General features: G+C 67.0%; 17 protein-coding genes and 1 tRNA gene. 6 read left to right on the top strand and 12 right to left on the bottom strand.

Annotated elements, in window-relative coordinates; genetic code table 11:
* Positions 1-101: 101 nt before the first annotated feature.
* Both FJQ54_RS09530 and FJQ54_RS09525 read right to left on the bottom strand, forming a co-directional pair.
* A tRNA-Ala gene (locus tag FJQ54_RS09530) sits at positions 102-177 on the bottom strand.
* A gap of 138 nt (positions 178-315) precedes the next feature.
* The gene (locus tag FJQ54_RS09525) at positions 316-639 is read right to left on the bottom strand and encodes a TIGR02300 family protein (RefSeq protein ID WP_140928183.1); all 324 of its coding nucleotides are present in this window, start codon (positions 637-639) and stop codon (positions 316-318) included.
* Positions 640-774: 135 nt separating this feature from the next.
* Here FJQ54_RS09525 and aroA point away from each other — a divergent pair, with 135 nt between their 5' ends.
* Positions 775-2118: a 3-phosphoshikimate 1-carboxyvinyltransferase gene (gene aroA, locus FJQ54_RS09520; RefSeq protein WP_140928182.1), complete on the top strand. Its 1344-nt coding sequence runs from the start codon at positions 775-777 to the stop codon at positions 2116-2118.
* On the opposite strand, the gene wecB is transcribed toward aroA, so the two are convergent.
* Complete coding sequence (wecB, locus tag FJQ54_RS09515; protein ID WP_140928181.1) at positions 2115-3269, bottom strand: non-hydrolyzing UDP-N-acetylglucosamine 2-epimerase; 1155 nt, start codon at positions 3267-3269, stop codon at positions 2115-2117. The genes aroA and wecB overlap by 4 nt on opposite strands.
* Before the next feature lie 260 nt (positions 3270-3529).
* Between wecB and FJQ54_RS18110 the strand changes: the two genes are divergently transcribed.
* Positions 3530-3706, top strand: coding sequence for a (2Fe-2S)-binding protein (locus FJQ54_RS18110; RefSeq protein WP_140928180.1), 177 nt, complete (start codon positions 3530-3532; stop codon positions 3704-3706).
* 44 nt (positions 3707-3750) lie between these two features.
* On the opposite strand, the gene FJQ54_RS09505 is transcribed toward FJQ54_RS18110, so the two are convergent.
* The 6 genes from FJQ54_RS09505 to FJQ54_RS09480 are packed head-to-tail and all read right to left on the bottom strand — an operon-like array spanning position 3751 to position 6916.
* A complete protein-coding gene (locus FJQ54_RS09505) occupies positions 3751-4674 on the bottom strand; it encodes a bifunctional riboflavin kinase/FAD synthetase (protein WP_140928179.1) in 924 nt (307 codons plus the stop codon).
* Between the two features lie 42 nt (positions 4675-4716).
* Positions 4717-5199, bottom strand: coding sequence for a dihydrofolate reductase (locus FJQ54_RS09500; protein WP_140928178.1), 483 nt, complete (start codon positions 5197-5199; stop codon positions 4717-4719).
* Positions 5199-5948 (bottom strand): glycerophosphoryl diester phosphodiesterase membrane domain-containing protein, encoded by a 750-nt coding sequence (locus FJQ54_RS09495; protein WP_140928177.1) that lies wholly within the window; start codon positions 5946-5948, stop codon positions 5199-5201. The genes FJQ54_RS09500 and FJQ54_RS09495 overlap by 1 nt, the downstream gene beginning before the upstream one ends.
* Positions 5949-5984: 36 nt before the next feature.
* Positions 5985-6311 (bottom strand): Grx4 family monothiol glutaredoxin, encoded by a 327-nt coding sequence (gene grxD / locus FJQ54_RS09490; RefSeq protein WP_140928176.1) that lies wholly within the window; start codon positions 6309-6311, stop codon positions 5985-5987.
* Positions 6312-6355: 44 nt separating this feature from the next.
* Positions 6356-6589 (bottom strand): BolA/IbaG family iron-sulfur metabolism protein, encoded by a 234-nt coding sequence (locus FJQ54_RS09485; protein ID WP_140928175.1) that lies wholly within the window; start codon positions 6587-6589, stop codon positions 6356-6358.
* 6 nt (positions 6590-6595) lie between these two features.
* Positions 6596-6916, bottom strand: a complete 321-nt coding sequence (locus tag FJQ54_RS09480; protein ID WP_140928174.1) for a DUF1476 domain-containing protein — start codon at positions 6914-6916, stop codon at positions 6596-6598.
* 153 nt (positions 6917-7069) lie between these two features.
* On the opposite strand from FJQ54_RS09480, the gene FJQ54_RS09475 reads away from it, so the two are divergent.
* Positions 7070-7246 carry a YegP family protein gene (locus tag FJQ54_RS09475; RefSeq protein ID WP_140928173.1) on the top strand — a complete coding sequence of 59 codons (177 nt, stop codon included), beginning with the start codon at positions 7070-7072 and terminating at the stop codon, positions 7244-7246.
* 5 nt (positions 7247-7251) lie between these two features.
* Here the strand turns inward: FJQ54_RS09475 and FJQ54_RS09470 are convergent, their stop codons facing one another.
* Positions 7252-7770 carry a DUF721 domain-containing protein gene (locus FJQ54_RS09470; RefSeq protein ID WP_140928172.1) on the bottom strand — a complete coding sequence of 173 codons (519 nt, stop codon included), beginning with the start codon at positions 7768-7770 and terminating at the stop codon, positions 7252-7254.
* 27 nt (positions 7771-7797) lie between these two features.
* On the opposite strand from FJQ54_RS09470, the gene FJQ54_RS09465 reads away from it, so the two are divergent.
* Both FJQ54_RS09465 and nudC read left to right on the top strand, forming a co-directional pair.
* Positions 7798-8871, top strand: a complete 1074-nt coding sequence (locus FJQ54_RS09465) for an A/G-specific adenine glycosylase (RefSeq protein WP_140928171.1) — start codon at positions 7798-7800, stop codon at positions 8869-8871.
* Positions 8868-9749, top strand: coding sequence for an NAD(+) diphosphatase (gene nudC, locus FJQ54_RS09460; RefSeq protein WP_140928170.1), 882 nt, complete (start codon positions 8868-8870; stop codon positions 9747-9749). Before FJQ54_RS09465 ends, nudC begins: the two co-directional genes overlap by 4 nt.
* Here the strand turns inward: nudC and FJQ54_RS09455 are convergent.
* Together FJQ54_RS09455 and FJQ54_RS09450 are read right to left on the bottom strand one after the other, a co-directional pair.
* Positions 9664-12174, bottom strand: coding sequence for a putative bifunctional diguanylate cyclase/phosphodiesterase (locus tag FJQ54_RS09455; protein WP_140928169.1), 2511 nt, complete (start codon positions 12172-12174; stop codon positions 9664-9666). The genes nudC and FJQ54_RS09455 overlap by 86 nt on opposite strands.
* Positions 12175-12216: 42 nt before the next feature.
* Positions 12217-13125: a prephenate dehydratase gene (locus tag FJQ54_RS09450; protein WP_140928168.1), complete on the bottom strand. Its 909-nt coding sequence runs from the start codon at positions 13123-13125 to the stop codon at positions 12217-12219.
* Positions 13126-13310: 185 nt separating this feature from the next.
* Between FJQ54_RS09450 and FJQ54_RS09445 the strand changes: the two genes are divergently transcribed.
* Positions 13311-13979 carry a c-type cytochrome gene (locus FJQ54_RS09445; RefSeq protein ID WP_235890384.1) on the top strand — a complete coding sequence of 223 codons (669 nt, stop codon included), beginning with the start codon at positions 13311-13313 and terminating at the stop codon, positions 13977-13979.
* The last annotated feature ends 56 nt before the right edge of the window (positions 13980-14035 follow it).

Below are 14035 nucleotides of genomic sequence, written 5' to 3'. Positions count from 1 at the left end.
AGAAGCGAAAGGAAGCAAAACAGAGGCTGGCGAAGGACGGCTGATCGAATCATCCGCGCATCATCGGGGGTATGGGAAAAATGTCCATGCGGACTATAAGGTGGTGGAGCCTAGGGGGATCGAACCCCTGACCTCTACAATGCCATTGTAGCGCTCTCCCAGCTGAGCTAAGGCCCCGATTTTTCACCTTTGTGCCAACCCTAGGGTGGCTGCCGGACCCGCCTGGGGGGCGGGAGCGGTGCGCCTAGCGCAAGGTGTGGAGCGGTTCAACCCTTTTCCACATCCTGCGCCAGCTATTTTTGCGCACCGGCTTTTTTAGCGGTCTTCTTCCCGCTCTTCCACGACAACCTCGCTCAGGTCGTCGTCGTCGCCGATATCCACATTGGCGTCTTCCGACGGCTCGTCGCTGTCGGCGTCGATGTCCAGATCGTCGGTTTCCAACGCCGGTTCGGATTCGGCCGACTGGCCTTGCGCCTTGGCGGCTTCGAACGGAAGCGTCTGCTTCGACTTCAGGATCGGTTCGGGAACCCAGGCAGTGCCGCAGCTGATGCAGGTGACGGGATCGTCATGCTGCAGGTCATAAAAGCGGGTCCCGCACTTCGGGCATTGGCGCTTGGTGCCCCATTCGGCCTTGATCACGTCTCTGAAACTCCAGTTTCGGCAAACAGCTGCGAAGTGGCGCGTCTGGCGGCCCACCTGCAACTCTAATCCGGAAGGCGCGCGCCTTGCCATAGGCGATGCCGCCTGTCAAAGCCCGCAGCCCTGAGACCCGTCATGACCAGCAGCAACACACCCCCCTCCCCGCTCTCCCTCAGCGCGCCTGCCCCCCTTGCCGGAGAGGTCCGCGTGCCGGGCGACAAATCCATTTCGCACCGTGCGATCATGCTTTCGGCGCTCGCCGTCGGCCGCAGCGAGGTGCGCGGCCTGCTGGAGGGCGAGGATGTGCTGGCCACCGCCGCGGCGATGCGGGCGATGGGCGCGCAGGTGGAACGGCTGGGCCAAGGCCATTGGGTGGTGGATGGCGTGGGCGTGGGCGGCCTTTTGCAGCCTGACGCCCAACTGGACATGGGCAACAGCGGCACCTCCACCCGGCTGCTGATGGGGCTGGTGTCCAGCCACCCGATCACCGCCACCTTCGTCGGCGACGCCTCCTTGAGCCGCCGCCCGATGGGCCGGGTGATCGAGCCACTCAGCCGCATCGGCGCGGAGATCACGGCTTCCCCCGACGGGCGGCTGCCGCTGATGCTGCGTGGCGCGGACACGCCGCTGCCCATCCACTACCGCCTGCCGGTCGCCTCTGCGCAGGTGAAATCGGCCATCCTGCTCGCCGGGCTGAACATCGGCGCGGAAACCGTGGTGGAAGAACCGGTGCCCACCCGCGATCACAGCGAGCGGATGCTGAAAGGCTTCGGCGCGGAACTGTCGGTGGAGCCGATGGCCGATGGCGGCAAGCGAATCGCCGTTCGTGGCTGGGCCGAGCTGAAACCACAGACGCTGGAGGTGCCCGGGGACCCCTCCTCCGCCGGATTCCTGCTGGTCGCGGCACTGATCGTGCCCGGCAGCAACATCACCATCCACGGCGTGGGCCTGAACCCCACGCGCGACGGGCTGGTGCGGGTGCTGCAAGAGATGGGTGCGGACATCACCAAACTGAACGAGCGCGAAGTGGGCGGCGAACCGGTGGCGGATCTGCTGGTGACACACAGCGCGCTGACGGGCATCGAAGTGCCGCCCGAAGTCGCGCCTTCGATGATCGACGAATATCCTATCCTGTTCGTCGCCGCCGCGCTGGCCAGCGGCCGCACGGTGATGCGCGGGATTGAGGAACTGCGGGTGAAGGAAAGCGACCGCATCGCCGCAATGGCCGCCGGGCTGCGCGCCGCAGGCGTGGCGGTGGAGGAACTGCCGGACGGGCTGATCGTTGAAGGTTCCGGCGGCGAAAAGGTGGCGGGCGGCTGCACCGTCGCCACCCATCTGGATCACCGAATCGCCATGAGCTTCGCGGTGCTCTCTCTGGCCGCGAAAACGGCCATCACCGTGGATGATCGCGCGCCAATCGCCACCAGCTTCCCGGATTTCCTGCCGCTGATGCAGCGGCTTGGGGCGGTGCAGGCCTAAAAGGCCTCCGCCATCACCCCGGCTGTCGCCGTATCCGCCAGCCACTGCCCCAGCACGTCGGCGATTCGCTCGCCTGCGCGGCCGTCTCCAAAGGGGAACACCGGCTGCATCGGCCCGCGCAGCAGAGTGCGGCGCACGGCCGACACGATGCTGTCCGCCTGAATCTCCACCAGTTCCGATGCACCTGCCGCCAGCGCCTCGGTGCGTTCGGTCGCCTGCCGCAGCACCAGCGTGCGCAGGCCCAGCCCCGGCGCTTCCTCTTGCAGGCCGCCCGAATCGGTGACGAGCAGCCGCGCCCGGCGCATCATCCAGATCATCGTCATATGATCGACAGGCGGGATCAGATGCATGGCGTCCAGCCCGTCCAGCTTTTCCCGCAGCACCGATTGCACCGCCGGATTGGGGTGCAGCGGCAGCACGATTTCCGTTTCGCAAAAGGCCGCCAGCCGGGCCAGCGCAGCGGCGATCGCGCCCAGCCTGCGGCCGATATTCTCCCGCCGGTGGATGGTCGCCAGCAGCAGCGGATAGCGCGGGTTCACCACATAGGGATAGCGCGCGGCCAGCGTTGCGGCGGCCACGGCATCCGAATCCAGCCGCGCTTCGGTCGCGTGCAACGCGTCGATGCCGCTGTTGCCGGTGATGTGGATTCGCGTGGCGTCTACCCCTTCGCGCAGCAGCGCCTGCGCCGCCGTTTCGGTGGGGGCAAAGTGCAGCGCGGCGGCTGGCGTGATCATCGCCCGGTGCATTTCCTCGGGGAATGGCTCGGCCGGATCGCCGGTGCGCAGGCCCGCTTCCACATGCGCCACCGGTACACGGGCATAGGCAGCGGCCAGCGCGCCCGCCAGCGCGGAAACCGTATCGCCTTGCACCAGCGCCAGCCGGGGCCGCCAGGCCGCGAACACCGGGGCCAGCCGCATCAGGATGGAGGCCAGCAACTGGGCTGGTGCCGCGCCCTGCTGGTGCAGCCCAAGGTCGATATCAGCCACGAGGCCCAGTTCGCGGAGCATCTGTGGCGCAAGATCGCCATGCTGGCCGGTGAACACCAGCAGCACCGGTTGCCCGCGTGCGCGCAGCGCAGCGATCACAGGCGCCATCTTCACCACTTCCGGTCTTGTTCCGCACACCGCGAGCAGCGGTGATTTGCCGTGCATACGTCAGGCCCTCAAGCGGATTGCAGAAGCAATTCCGTTAACAGCCGACCCTTCCCCCTGCGTATCAATGAAATCCGCGCGATTCCATCAGTTTCGGACAGGATTGTCAGACAAAGTAGTTAACCCCGGCCGGCCGCGCGAAACGTGAGCGCTGCTGATGCGAATCTCTTGCATCAATCCGCCTTAATGCGTATCAGTCGCAACTGTGAACGGCGTCCCTGCCCTTGGGCGGTGGCGCAACTGACGGGAAATGTAGCCGAATGATCGTCTGCTCGTGCAATGCGCTTCGCGAATCCCAGGTGCGGGAAATTGCCCGTGGCGGTGTCCGCTGCGAACGAGAGGCGTATCAGCGGCTCGGTTGCCGCCCGCAATGCGGCCAGTGCCTGCCCTTCGCCCGCCAGCTTGTGCGCGAGGAATCCGGGCGCGTCGCCTCCTGATTCTTGATTGGCGGCTTGCCGATTCGGCGGGATAACCTCGCCGCTCAGGCCAGAACCGCCCTCGCCGCGTCGGCATCGCGCTGGATCTGCGCGATCAGCTCGTCCAGCCCGTCGAACTTCATTTCCGGGCGCAGCCGCTCGATCAGTTGCACTTCGATTGTCTGGCCGTAAAGATCGCCGGACCAGTCGAAAATCCACGTCTCCAGCTGCTCTTTGGGTGGATCGAACATCGGGCGGATGCCCAGATTGGCCACGCCCTTATGCTCGCTGCCGTCCGGCAGGCGCACGCGCACAGCATACACGCCATACAGAGGCCGCACATAATCGCGCATGTCCACATTGGCGGTGGGCGATCCGATCAGCCGGCCGCGCTTGTCGCCATGCACCACCTCGCCCGCGATGGCGAAGGGCCGCGTCAGCAGCCGCCGCGCCTCGGCCAGATCGGCAATGGCCAGCGCCTCGCGGATTCGCGTGGAGGACACCGTCTCGCCGTCGCTGGAAACCGGCTTCAGCGCTTGCGCCGTGAAGCCAAGCCCACGCCCCAGTTCGGCCAGCACCTGCGGGTTGCCGGACCGGCCCTTGCCGAAGCTGAAATCCTCGCCCGTCACCACATGGCTCACGCCCAGATGCGCCGCCAGCCAGCGCGAGGCGAAGGCTTCGGCAGAGAGGGAGGCCAGCGCCGCATCGAAGGGAATCACGATCGCGCCATCCACGCCCAGCGCTTCGAACAGCCGCAGCTTCTGCTCCAGCGAAGTGAGCGCGAACGGCGGCGTATCGGGGCGGAAGTGCCGCGACGGGTGCGGATCGAAGGTGGCGACCAGCGCAGGACGCCCGGCGGCATGCGCTTGCGCCACCGCGGCACCGATCACGGCCTGATGCCCGGCATGCACGCCATCGAAATTGCCAAGCGCCAGCGCCCCGCCCTTCAGGCTGGCCGGAACCGCTTCGCTGCCCATCAATCGTTTCATATCAAAGTCCGTTAGCGGGGAGCGGCGGCGGGTGCCAGCCTCTCAACGTCGCGCATAGCTGAGGAACGAATAGGCCGGGGCATCCCCCTCGGCCGGGTGATCCTCCCGGGCGATCTCTGCCCAATGCTCGGGTTCGGGCGCGGGGAAGAAGGCGTCCCCCTCAGGGCGCGCATGAATTCGGGTCAGTTCGATTCCCGTCGCCAGCGGGCGGGCGAGCGCATAGATTTCCGCCCCGCCGATCACCATGATCTCGTCTGCGGCCGCCGCAGATATCGCATCCGCGAAGCTGCTCGCCACCGTCACGCCCTCCGCGCTGAACGCCGCATCGCGTGTCAGCACGATATTGTGCCGCCCCGGCAGCGGCTTGCCGATGGAGGCGAAGGTCTTGCGGCCCATGATCACCGGCTTGCCCATGGTGATGCGCCGGAAATGCCTGAGATCGGCGGGCAGATGCCATGGCATCGCCCCGTCCTTGCCGATCACGTCATTGTCTGCGGCGGCCACCACCAGCACGATGTGCGGCATCAGAATTTGTCCGCCGGGTGCTGCTTCAGGGCCAGCATCAACTGGGTGATGAAGGCGATGTAGATGGTGCCGAACGCCGCCGATGCGCCCGCGTTCAACAGCTCGAACAGCCAGCGGCCCACGCCCCAGCCCTCGGCAGGCGGAGCGCCTGCGGCCACGGTGGAGATCACCCCCAATGCCGAACCAAGCCCCACCACGCCGATGGAGAGCATCATGAAACCCAGAATCAGCACGAACAACATGCCGAAAACCTTCAGCGTGCGGCCGGATGTCAGCGCCCAGCTTGTTTTCAACGCGTTGATGGGATCGGGCTGATCCGTCGCCACCAGCGGCATCGCAAGCGACAGGCGGGTGAAAATCCAGATGCCGGGAATGATCAGCAGGAACAGGCCGAAGCCGGTCGCCAGCCCTTGCAGCATCAGCGCCGCGAACGCCGCCGGAAACAGCCGGAACGCCGCCTTCAGGTCCCGCCCCAGAGGCTGCCCACCCGTGCCGTCGCGCACCAGCAGCCGCGCCGCCATGATCTGAAACAGCAGCGATCCCAGCACCACCAGCGCCACGGCCACGCCGTCACCAATCGCCAGCTCGCCCTTGAACCATTGCTGGGGCAAACGATCATTCATCTGCCGCGCGAACAGCAGCTGCGGCAAAAACAGGAAGGCCGCCGCCAGAGACCAGAGCATGTCGCCATGGCGGCGCACGCCGGAAACGGTTCGGGGCCAGATCTGGCCGAAGCTGATGGGGTCCAAAACGGGGGCGCTTCGTCGCGTCGGCTGCGTGTCGGCTCAGCCCGCCTTCACGCCGCTGTCGGCCATCAGCGCCTGCAACTCGCCTGCCTCGAACATCTCCATCATGATGTCCGATCCGCCGATGAACTCGCCCTTCACATACAGCTGCGGGATGGTCGGCCAGTCGGAATAGGCCTTGATGCCCTGCCGGATTTCCATATCCTGCAGCACGTCCACCGGGTGGAACGGCACGTCCAGATGCTCCATGATGGCAACCGCGCGGCTGGAAAAGCCGCACTGCGGGAACAGCGGCGTGCCCTTCATGAACAGGACCACGTCATGGCCCTTCACGATATCGTCGATGCGAACCTGCGTTGCGTCCATCTTCAGTCTCCGTCAGCCATGAAGGCTGCAATAAGGTCGGCGGCTCAGGCCGGAATGGCGGTTGTCAGCTGAAGGGCATGCAGCACGCCCCCCATGCGGTCCCCCAACGCGTCATACACCATCTTGTGCTGCTTCACCCGCGTCAGCCCCCGGAACTGCGCCGATGTCACATGGGCAGCCCAGTGGTTGTCGTCTCCGGCAAGGTCCGTCAGCCGGATTTCGGCGTCCGGGATGGCGGCGATGATCGCCGCCTCGATCTCATGGCCGGGCATCGGCATGGCGGCTCAGGCTTTCACGATCTGGGCGCGCGCCTCGATCGCCTTTTTCGACAGCATCTCGCGCACTTCGATGTCGCTGGTTTCCACACCGCCCTTCAACAGGTCGCCGATCAGCTTGCGAATCACATCCTCGTCGCCGGTTTCCTCGAAATCGGCCTGCACCACCGCCTTGGCATAGGATTCGGCCTCGGCATCCGTCAGGCCCAGCTTGTCTGCCGCCCACAGGCCCAGCAGCTTGTTGCGGCGGGCGGTGATGCGGAACTCCAGCTCTGCCTCATGTGCGAACTTGTTTTCGAACGCCTTCTCGCGATCGTCGAACGTGGTCATGCCTGCTCCCAGCAGTTTTCGGGCCTCGCCCCTGCGGGCCGATCTTCGCGCCCGAGATAGGCGGCCTCGCGCTTCAGTTCAACCAAAGGGTTGCGCCATGCGGCTTCCCCTGCGAGCATCGCCACGGGAAGCCTGAAAAAAAGGAGGGATCTCATGGCTCTTACCTTCGAACTTTATAAGGATAAGGCTGGCGAGCATCGCTGGCGGCTGAAGCACAGCAACGGCAACATCATCGCCGCGTCGTCCGAAGGCTATTCCTCGAAAGCCGCCGCGCTGAAGGGAATCGAGAATGTGAAGTCCAGCGCCGACGCCCCCGTCGTCGAGGTCTGACGCGCTCAGCTCACCTTGGGCGGCGTCCCGGTGGCGCTGCCCAACTGGGCTGCCAGTTCTTCCAGCGCGGCGCGCAAGCCTTCATCCTTCACGCCTGACAAATTGGGCGCGGACTGATTTGGCACCGGCGCGGTCCGTGGCTGCGGCCGTTCGGCGGGCTTCGGCACCTCGCCCTGCACCAGCTTCAGCTTCGCCACCGCATTGGCCCCCAATATCCGGTTGGCCCTGTCGATGATCTGCGGCGCGACATGCTGCAGTTGCAGCGAAAACGGCCCCTCCACCCGGATCGTCAGCGTGCCGCCCACCGATTGCCCGCGCGGGTAACGCAGCGATTCGGGCACAGACCAGCGGGCGTAAACAGGCCCCACCACGTCGCGCCAGCGCGCCAGCAACGCCCCCTGTACAAATCCGAAACGCCGGAACGCGGTGCCGCCCACATCGGGCAGCAACGATCCCACGTCGCGCACGCCGTTGCGCCGGGGCGGGGGTTCCGCACCCTTCCTGTCTTTCGGAGGCTTCGCCATCGCCCCGCGCTGTGCCAGAGAGCGGGCATGGCCGCAAACCAGCAGATCGACGCCGCCGCTTCGCCAACGCGAAAGCTGCTCAGCTGGTATGATGCGCACGCCCGCGCCCTGCCATGGCGCGCGCCGCCCGGCAGCAACGCCCTGCCCGATCCCTATCGCGTCTGGCTGTCGGAAATCATGCTGCAACAGACGACGGTGGCCGCCGTCGGCCCTTATTTCGAACGCTTTCTGGCGCTGTGGCCGGACGTGCAGGCTCTGGCCGCCGCAGACGATGCAGATGTGATGCGCGAATGGGCAGGCCTTGGCTATTACGCCCGCGCCCGCAACCTGCTGGCCGCCGCCCGCGCGGTGGCGGCGCGCGGCGGATTTCCGGCCAGCGAATCCGGCCTGCGCGAACTGCCGGGCGTCGGCCCCTATACGGCAGCTGCCATCGCGGCCATCGCCTTCAACGAGCCCGCCGTGGTGATCGACGGCAATATCGAGCGTGTCGCCAGCCGCCTGTTCGCGCTGCCCGATGCCCTGCCCGCAGGCCGTGCCCGGCTCGCGGCGGCGCTTGCCCCGCTGGTGCCGCCGGATCGCCCCGGCGATTTCGCGCAGGCGCTGATGGATCTGGGGGCCACCATCTGCACCCCGCGCAGCCCCCGCTGCCTGCTATGCCCGCTGAACGGCAATTGCCTCGCCCATGCCACGGGGCAGCAGGAGGCCTTCCCGGTGAAACCCCCGCGCAAGGCCCGGCCGCTGAAGCGCGGCACGCTCTGGTGGATCGAACATGCAGGCGAGGTCGCGCTGGTGCGCCGCCCGCCGCGCGGCCTGCTGGGCGGGATGCTGGCGCTGCCCGGCACCGCGTGGAGTGTTGAGGGCGACATGTCCCTCCCCTTCCCGGCGGACTGGCAACTGCTCGAAACCCCCGTGCGCCACGGCTTCACCCATTTCGAACTGGAATTGCGCGTCGCGGCGGCGCATCTGCCGCATCGGATCGCGCATATCGCCGGGCACGATCCGCTGTGGACGCCCCGCAACTCCCTTGCGGGCCTGCCAACCCTGTTCGCGCGCGCCGCTGCCCTGGCGCTCGCCCATCTGCCGGAACTGGAGAGCGCATGAGTTTCACCGGACATCTGGGTTTCACCGGCGCACCGCTGGATCGCGGCGACAACCTGAGGCGCGATGCCGCCGCCATACAGGCGCTCAGGATGGACCCGCGCGCCCGCTTCCTGATCCTGCACGATCTGAAACCGCTGATGACGGAGGACGGAACCGACCTGTTCTGGGCGCGCCGCAGCGAGGCCCCGCAAGGCACCGGCATCTTCCTCGGCCTGACAGACGATGGCGATCCGCGCTTCGCGGTCGACGGAGAGCCGGACGACGACCTTCCCGCCCGCGCAACCGACGCCCGTATCGCGGGCACCGCGCTCGGCGATGCGCGCGCGGCCATCGTCGCGCAGGCGCGCTCCATGCTGGACTGGCACCGCCGCCACGGCTTCTGCGCCAATTGCGGCGCGCCCACCGAGATTCAGAAGGCGGGCTACAGCCGCCTGTGCGGCGGCTGCGGCGCGGAACATTTCCCCCGTGTCGATCCCGTCGTCATCATGCTGGCCGAACGCGAAGGCAAGGCGCTGGTGGGGCGCGGCCCGCGCTTCCCGGCCAACTTCTTCTCCGCGCTGGCCGGTTTCGTGGAGCCGGGCGAATCGCTGGAGGAAGCCGTCGCCCGCGAATTGTTCGAGGAAGCGGGCATCCGCGTGCATGACGTGCGGCTGGGGGCCAGCCAACCATGGCCCTTCCCCTCCAGCCTGATGATGGGCGCCTTCGCACAGGCCGACAGCTTCGACCTGAAGCTGGACGAAAGCGAGATCGCGGACGCGCGCTGGGTGACGAAAGCCGAAGTCCGCGCCGCGCTTAGTGGAACCGCAGACTGGAACGCGCCGCCGCCATTGGCGATCGCCCACTGGCTTCTGGCGACATGGGCAGGGCAAGACGGCTGACGGGTCGCTCGCCCGACCGCTCCGGCCCCTCCACCAGTTCCACCAGCGGCCGGTTTCGATCCAGCACCCGGTGGGTTTCCTCCAGCGCCATCGGCCGCCCGAAGTGCCAGCCCTGCATCTGCGTGCAGCCCAGCCGCCGCATCGCCTCGAACTCGTCGCGGGTTTCGGTGCCTTCCGCAGTCGTCTCCATCCCCAGCCGCCCGGCCAGCGCGACGATCGCCTGCACGATGGCCACCGCCTCGCTGCCGCCGCGCGCGCTGGTCTGCACGAAGCTGCGGTCGATCTTGATGCGGTCGAACGGGATTTTCTGCAGATAGCCCAAAGACGAATAGCCGGTGCCGAAATCGTCCAGCGCGAAACTCACGCCCAGCGCCTTCAGATCGGCCAGCATCGCCGCCGTCTGCGACCGCTCATCCAGAAACAGGCTTTCCGTCAGCTCCAGCTCCAGCCGCTCGGCTGCGACATTGGCACGGGCCAGCGCCAGCCGCACCGTTTCCACCAGCTTCGGATCGTCGAACTGCAACGGAGACAGGTTCACCGCGATGCGGATGTTGCGCGGCCAGCTGGCGGCGGCGCGCGCTGCCTCGTGCAGCACCCATGCGCCGATGCGGCTGATCAGCCCGGATTCCTCGGCGATGGGGATGAACATCGCGGGGGAGATTTCGCCGCGAATCGGGTGCCGCCAGCGCAGCAGCGCCTCGAACGCCACCACCCGCTCGTCCAGCGCGTTCACCACCGGCTGATACACCAGCCGCAACTGGTTCAGATCAATGGCGGATTTCAGATCGAACTCCAGCGCCCGCCGGTCTTCCGCGCGCTGGTGCATGGCGCGATCATAGGCGCGCACCTGCCCCCGCCCGCGCGCCTTGGCGTCATACAGGGCAAGGTCCGCCGCGCGCATCAGCGCCTCCACCGTGGAGCCGTCGCCCGGCCCCAGCGCCAGCCCGATGCTGGCTTCGATAGAGGCATGTTTGCTTTCCAGATCATAGGGCCGCGACAGCCGGGCGATCAGCAATTCGCCGATCCGCGCCGCTTCCGGCAGATTCGCCCCGCGCAGCACCACGGCGAACTCATCCCCGCCCAGCCGCCCGGCCAGCGCGCCAATTGCGCCACTGGCCGCGCCCGATTCGGCGACGACTTCGCGGATGCGCGCCGCCACTTCGCCCAGCAGCCTGTCGCCGGCGCCATGGCCAAGGCTGTCGTTCACCGCCTTGAAGCGATCCAGATCAATGAACAGCAGCGCCACCTGCCCGGCCATCAGCCCTTCGGCCAGTGCCTGATGCACCACTCGCCGGTTCACCAGCCCCGTCAGCGCGTCGAAGGTCGCCAGTTCGGCGATCCGCTGCGAGGCGCGCTGCCGCTCCGTCACGTCTGACCCCACACCGCGATAGCCCAGCAGCTCGCCCATGTGGCCGAACTTGGGCGTTCCCGAAAGCGACCACCAGCGCCGCTCACCGCCGATATCCACCGGGATCAGATAATCGCGGAACGGCTGCCCGCGCGCGACAGTCTCGAACAACGGCCGCGCGGCTTCATGGTCGGACAGGGTGCTGCGCCAATCCCGCCCGATCACCGCTTCCACCGGCGTGCCAGTGGCATCCGCAAAGCGGGAGGAGACGAAAGTCACGCGGCCGTCAGCGTTGATTTCGAACAGCCATTCCGACCCGTTGGTGTCATATTCGTTCAGCAACAGGCGCACCACTTCCTCCTGAGCCACCAGTTGCTGCTCTGCCCGCACCCGGCCCAGCAGAGCAAAACTCGTCAGCGTCGTGCCGCGCACGCTCATCACCACGAACCCCGCCAGCAGCGCCTGCGCCATCCAGAATTGGCCGCTGCCCATGCCCTGCAACCCCACGCCAACGCCCAGCAGCACGGGCACCGTCAGCGTCAGCGTGCCCAGCGGAAACACCGCCGTCGTGATCGCCATCGCGCCGATGGCGGCAATGGCAGTCGCCACCACCAGCATCGAATCAGAAGCTTCGGCCACCGGCAGGATATCGGCGAACAACAGCCCCCAGGCGATGCCGCACACCGCCATTTCCGCCAGCAGTCGCAGCATGAAGGCCCGGCTGGGGCGCGGGCTGCGCCCCAATATCCCGCGCGTGGTGCGCAGGAACAGCCAGCGCAGCGCCAGCAGCACCTGCACGATCAGCCAGAAGCTGAACACAAACGGGTTGGCCAGCGGCGCGAAGGCCACCACCACGATCGCGCCATAGAACAGCATCACGGGGGCCAGCACCGGCAGATAGCGCGCGACATAGCCCAGCTGGTTGCGCCGCACGCGCCGCCAGAAAGGGTCGTCCTCTGCGCCCAGCGTCAGCAGGTCGCGCCAGCCGAACCGCGCCCGGTCCGCCGCGGGCGGCTTGAACATGATCGTCATCGGGCCGGCCGCCCATTCCGTCGCATAGACATGGAATGCTCCCAAGCATCAGACCCTGAGAGCATGAACGGCCGCTATGGCAACCACTTAAGGCGCAGCCACCTCCGGCGGCACCATCGGGTAGCTGCCCAGCAGCCGCACCCATTTGGAATGGAAGGCCAGTTCCTCCAGCGCGCGCGCCACGGGCGCGTCGGCGGGGCTGCCCTCGATATCGATCAGGAACTCGGCCGCCGTGAAGGCCCCACCGCGCAAATGGCTTTCCAGCCGCGCAAGGTTCACGCCGTTGGTGGCGAATCCGCCCAGCGCCTTGAACAGCGCGGCCGGTGCGTTCTTCACTTCGAACGCAAGCGTGGTTTTCACCCGGCCTTCCCCGGCGGGAAGTTCCTTCGGCGTGCGCGCCAGCAGCAGGAAGCGGGTGCGGTTGTGATCGGCATCCTGCAACCCTTCCACCAGCAGGCTGTTGCCATACAGCTCTCCCGCCAGCCGGGAAGCGATCCCGGCCATTTTCACATCGCCCTCCCCGGCCACGGCCGCCGCCGCAGCCGCCGTATCGGCATAGCTGGTGGCGCGCAGCCCCAGCGCGCGCAGCCGCTTGCGGCACTGGCCCAGCGCCTGCGGGTGGGAAATCACCTCCCGCACGTCCGCCAGTTGCGCGCCCGGCGCACCCAGCAGGCAATGTTCCACCTTCACATAATGTTCGCCGGTGATGGAAAGCCCGGATTCGGGCAGCAGGAAATGCACGTCGGCCACCCGCCCGTGCAGGCTGTTTTCCACCGGGATCACCGCCATTGCCGCGGCCCCCTCCTGCACGGCGGCAATCGCATCCTCGAAACTGAAACAGGGCAGCGGCAGGCCTTCGGGCGCGACTTCGCGCACCGCCTGATGCGAATAGGCCCCCGGCGCGCCCTGGAAGGCGATGGCGCGCGCCGGTTCGGCGGCGGCACGGGCGCGCATGTCATCCACAAGGCGCTGGGCGAGGGGCGGATAGCTTTGCATCGGCGGCGCTTGCCTGCATCTGGCGGCCGCCGTCAACCATGTGTCACCTGCGGCATTTGGTGGGGGTCGCCAAGCATTGCCAAGGCGCATCGCTGTTTCTATTGAGGCGGGTAAAGGGGAGTGATGCCGACCATCAGGAAGCGGCATCATTTCAGGGCCCCAACATATTTCGGAGAGCGGGACAGGTGGACAGCTACGAGTGGAACAAGATTGCCGGCTGGGTGCTGGCGGCCGCCATTTCCGTTCTGGGCCTGTCGATCCTGACTGGCTATATGTTCCCCACCCACGGGCCGGAAAAGCCCGCTTATGTTGTGGAAGGCGTGGAAGCCGAAGGGGAAGCTGGCGGCGCGGCCGCCGCTGCTGAAAAGCCCATCGAATTCTATCTCGCCTCGGCAGACGTCGCCAAGGGCGAAGCCCAGTTCAAGAAGTGCGCTTCGTGCCACACAATCGACAAGGGCGGCGCCAGCGGTATCGGCCCCAACCTCTATGGCATCGTCGGCAACCATCATGCGCATCTGGGCAGCTTCGGCTATTCCGACGCGATGAAGGCAACCGCGGGCAAGCCGTGGGACTGGGACGCGCTGGCGCACTGGATCGCCAACCCGAAAAAATACATCCCCGGCAACAAGATGAGCTTCGCGGGCATCAGCAAGCCGGAAGACCGCGCCAATTTGATCGCTTACCTCAACAGCAAGAGCGACAAGCCGCTGCCGATCCCGGCCGTTCCCGCCGAGGCAGCCGCTCCTGCCGCTGCGGAAGCCGCCCCGGCCGCTCCGGCTGAAGGCGCACCGGCTGCGGCGGCAGCGCCCGCCCCGGCGGCCGCCGCACCTGCGGAAGCCCCGGCGAAGGCTTAAGGCCAACCGGCCCGGAAAAGGCGTGCGACGAACCGAGCGCACGCCCCCTTCCCTGC

This window comes from Sandaracinobacter neustonicus, from assembly GCF_006385875.1.
Taxonomy (GTDB): domain Bacteria; phylum Pseudomonadota; class Alphaproteobacteria; order Sphingomonadales; family Sphingomonadaceae; genus Sandaracinobacteroides; species Sandaracinobacteroides neustonicus.
The sequence above is the reverse complement of the archived record's forward strand: the minus strand, read 5'-3'. Positions and strand labels throughout refer to the sequence as shown.

Bases quoted from the DNA above. Each gene is read 5' to 3' on its own strand.
- FJQ54_RS09475 (WP_140928173.1), top strand. From the start codon at position 7,070: ATGGCTCTTACCTTCGAACTTTATAAGGATAAGGCTGGCGAGCATCGC.
- grxD (WP_140928176.1), bottom strand. From the start codon at position 6,311: ATGGACGCAACGCAGGTTCGCATCGACGATATCGTGAAGGGCCATGAC.
- FJQ54_RS09485 (WP_140928175.1), bottom strand. From the start codon at position 6,589: ATGCCGATGCCCGGCCATGAGATCGAGGCGGCGATCATCGCCGCCATC.
- FJQ54_RS09505 (WP_140928179.1), bottom strand. From the start codon at position 4,674: ATGAAACGATTGATGGGCAGCGAAGCGGTTCCGGCCAGCCTGAAGGGC.
- FJQ54_RS09470 (WP_140928172.1), bottom strand. From the start codon at position 7,770: ATGGCGAAGCCTCCGAAAGACAGGAAGGGTGCGGAACCCCCGCCCCGG.
- FJQ54_RS18110 (WP_140928180.1), top strand. From the start codon at position 3,530: ATGATCGTCTGCTCGTGCAATGCGCTTCGCGAATCCCAGGTGCGGGAA.
- wecB (WP_140928181.1), bottom strand. From the start codon at position 3,269: ATGCACGGCAAATCACCGCTGCTCGCGGTGTGCGGAACAAGACCGGAA.
- FJQ54_RS09465 (WP_140928171.1), top strand. From the start codon at position 7,798: ATGGCCGCAAACCAGCAGATCGACGCCGCCGCTTCGCCAACGCGAAAG.
- aroA (WP_140928182.1), top strand. From the start codon at position 775: ATGACCAGCAGCAACACACCCCCCTCCCCGCTCTCCCTCAGCGCGCCT.
- FJQ54_RS09500 (WP_140928178.1), bottom strand. From the start codon at position 5,199: ATGCCGCACATCGTGCTGGTGGTGGCCGCCGCAGACAATGACGTGATC.
- FJQ54_RS09480 (WP_140928174.1), bottom strand. From the start codon at position 6,916: ATGACCACGTTCGACGATCGCGAGAAGGCGTTCGAAAACAAGTTCGCA.
- nudC (WP_140928170.1), top strand. From the start codon at position 8,868: ATGAGTTTCACCGGACATCTGGGTTTCACCGGCGCACCGCTGGATCGC.
- FJQ54_RS09450 (WP_140928168.1), bottom strand. From the start codon at position 13,125: ATGCAAAGCTATCCGCCCCTCGCCCAGCGCCTTGTGGATGACATGCGC.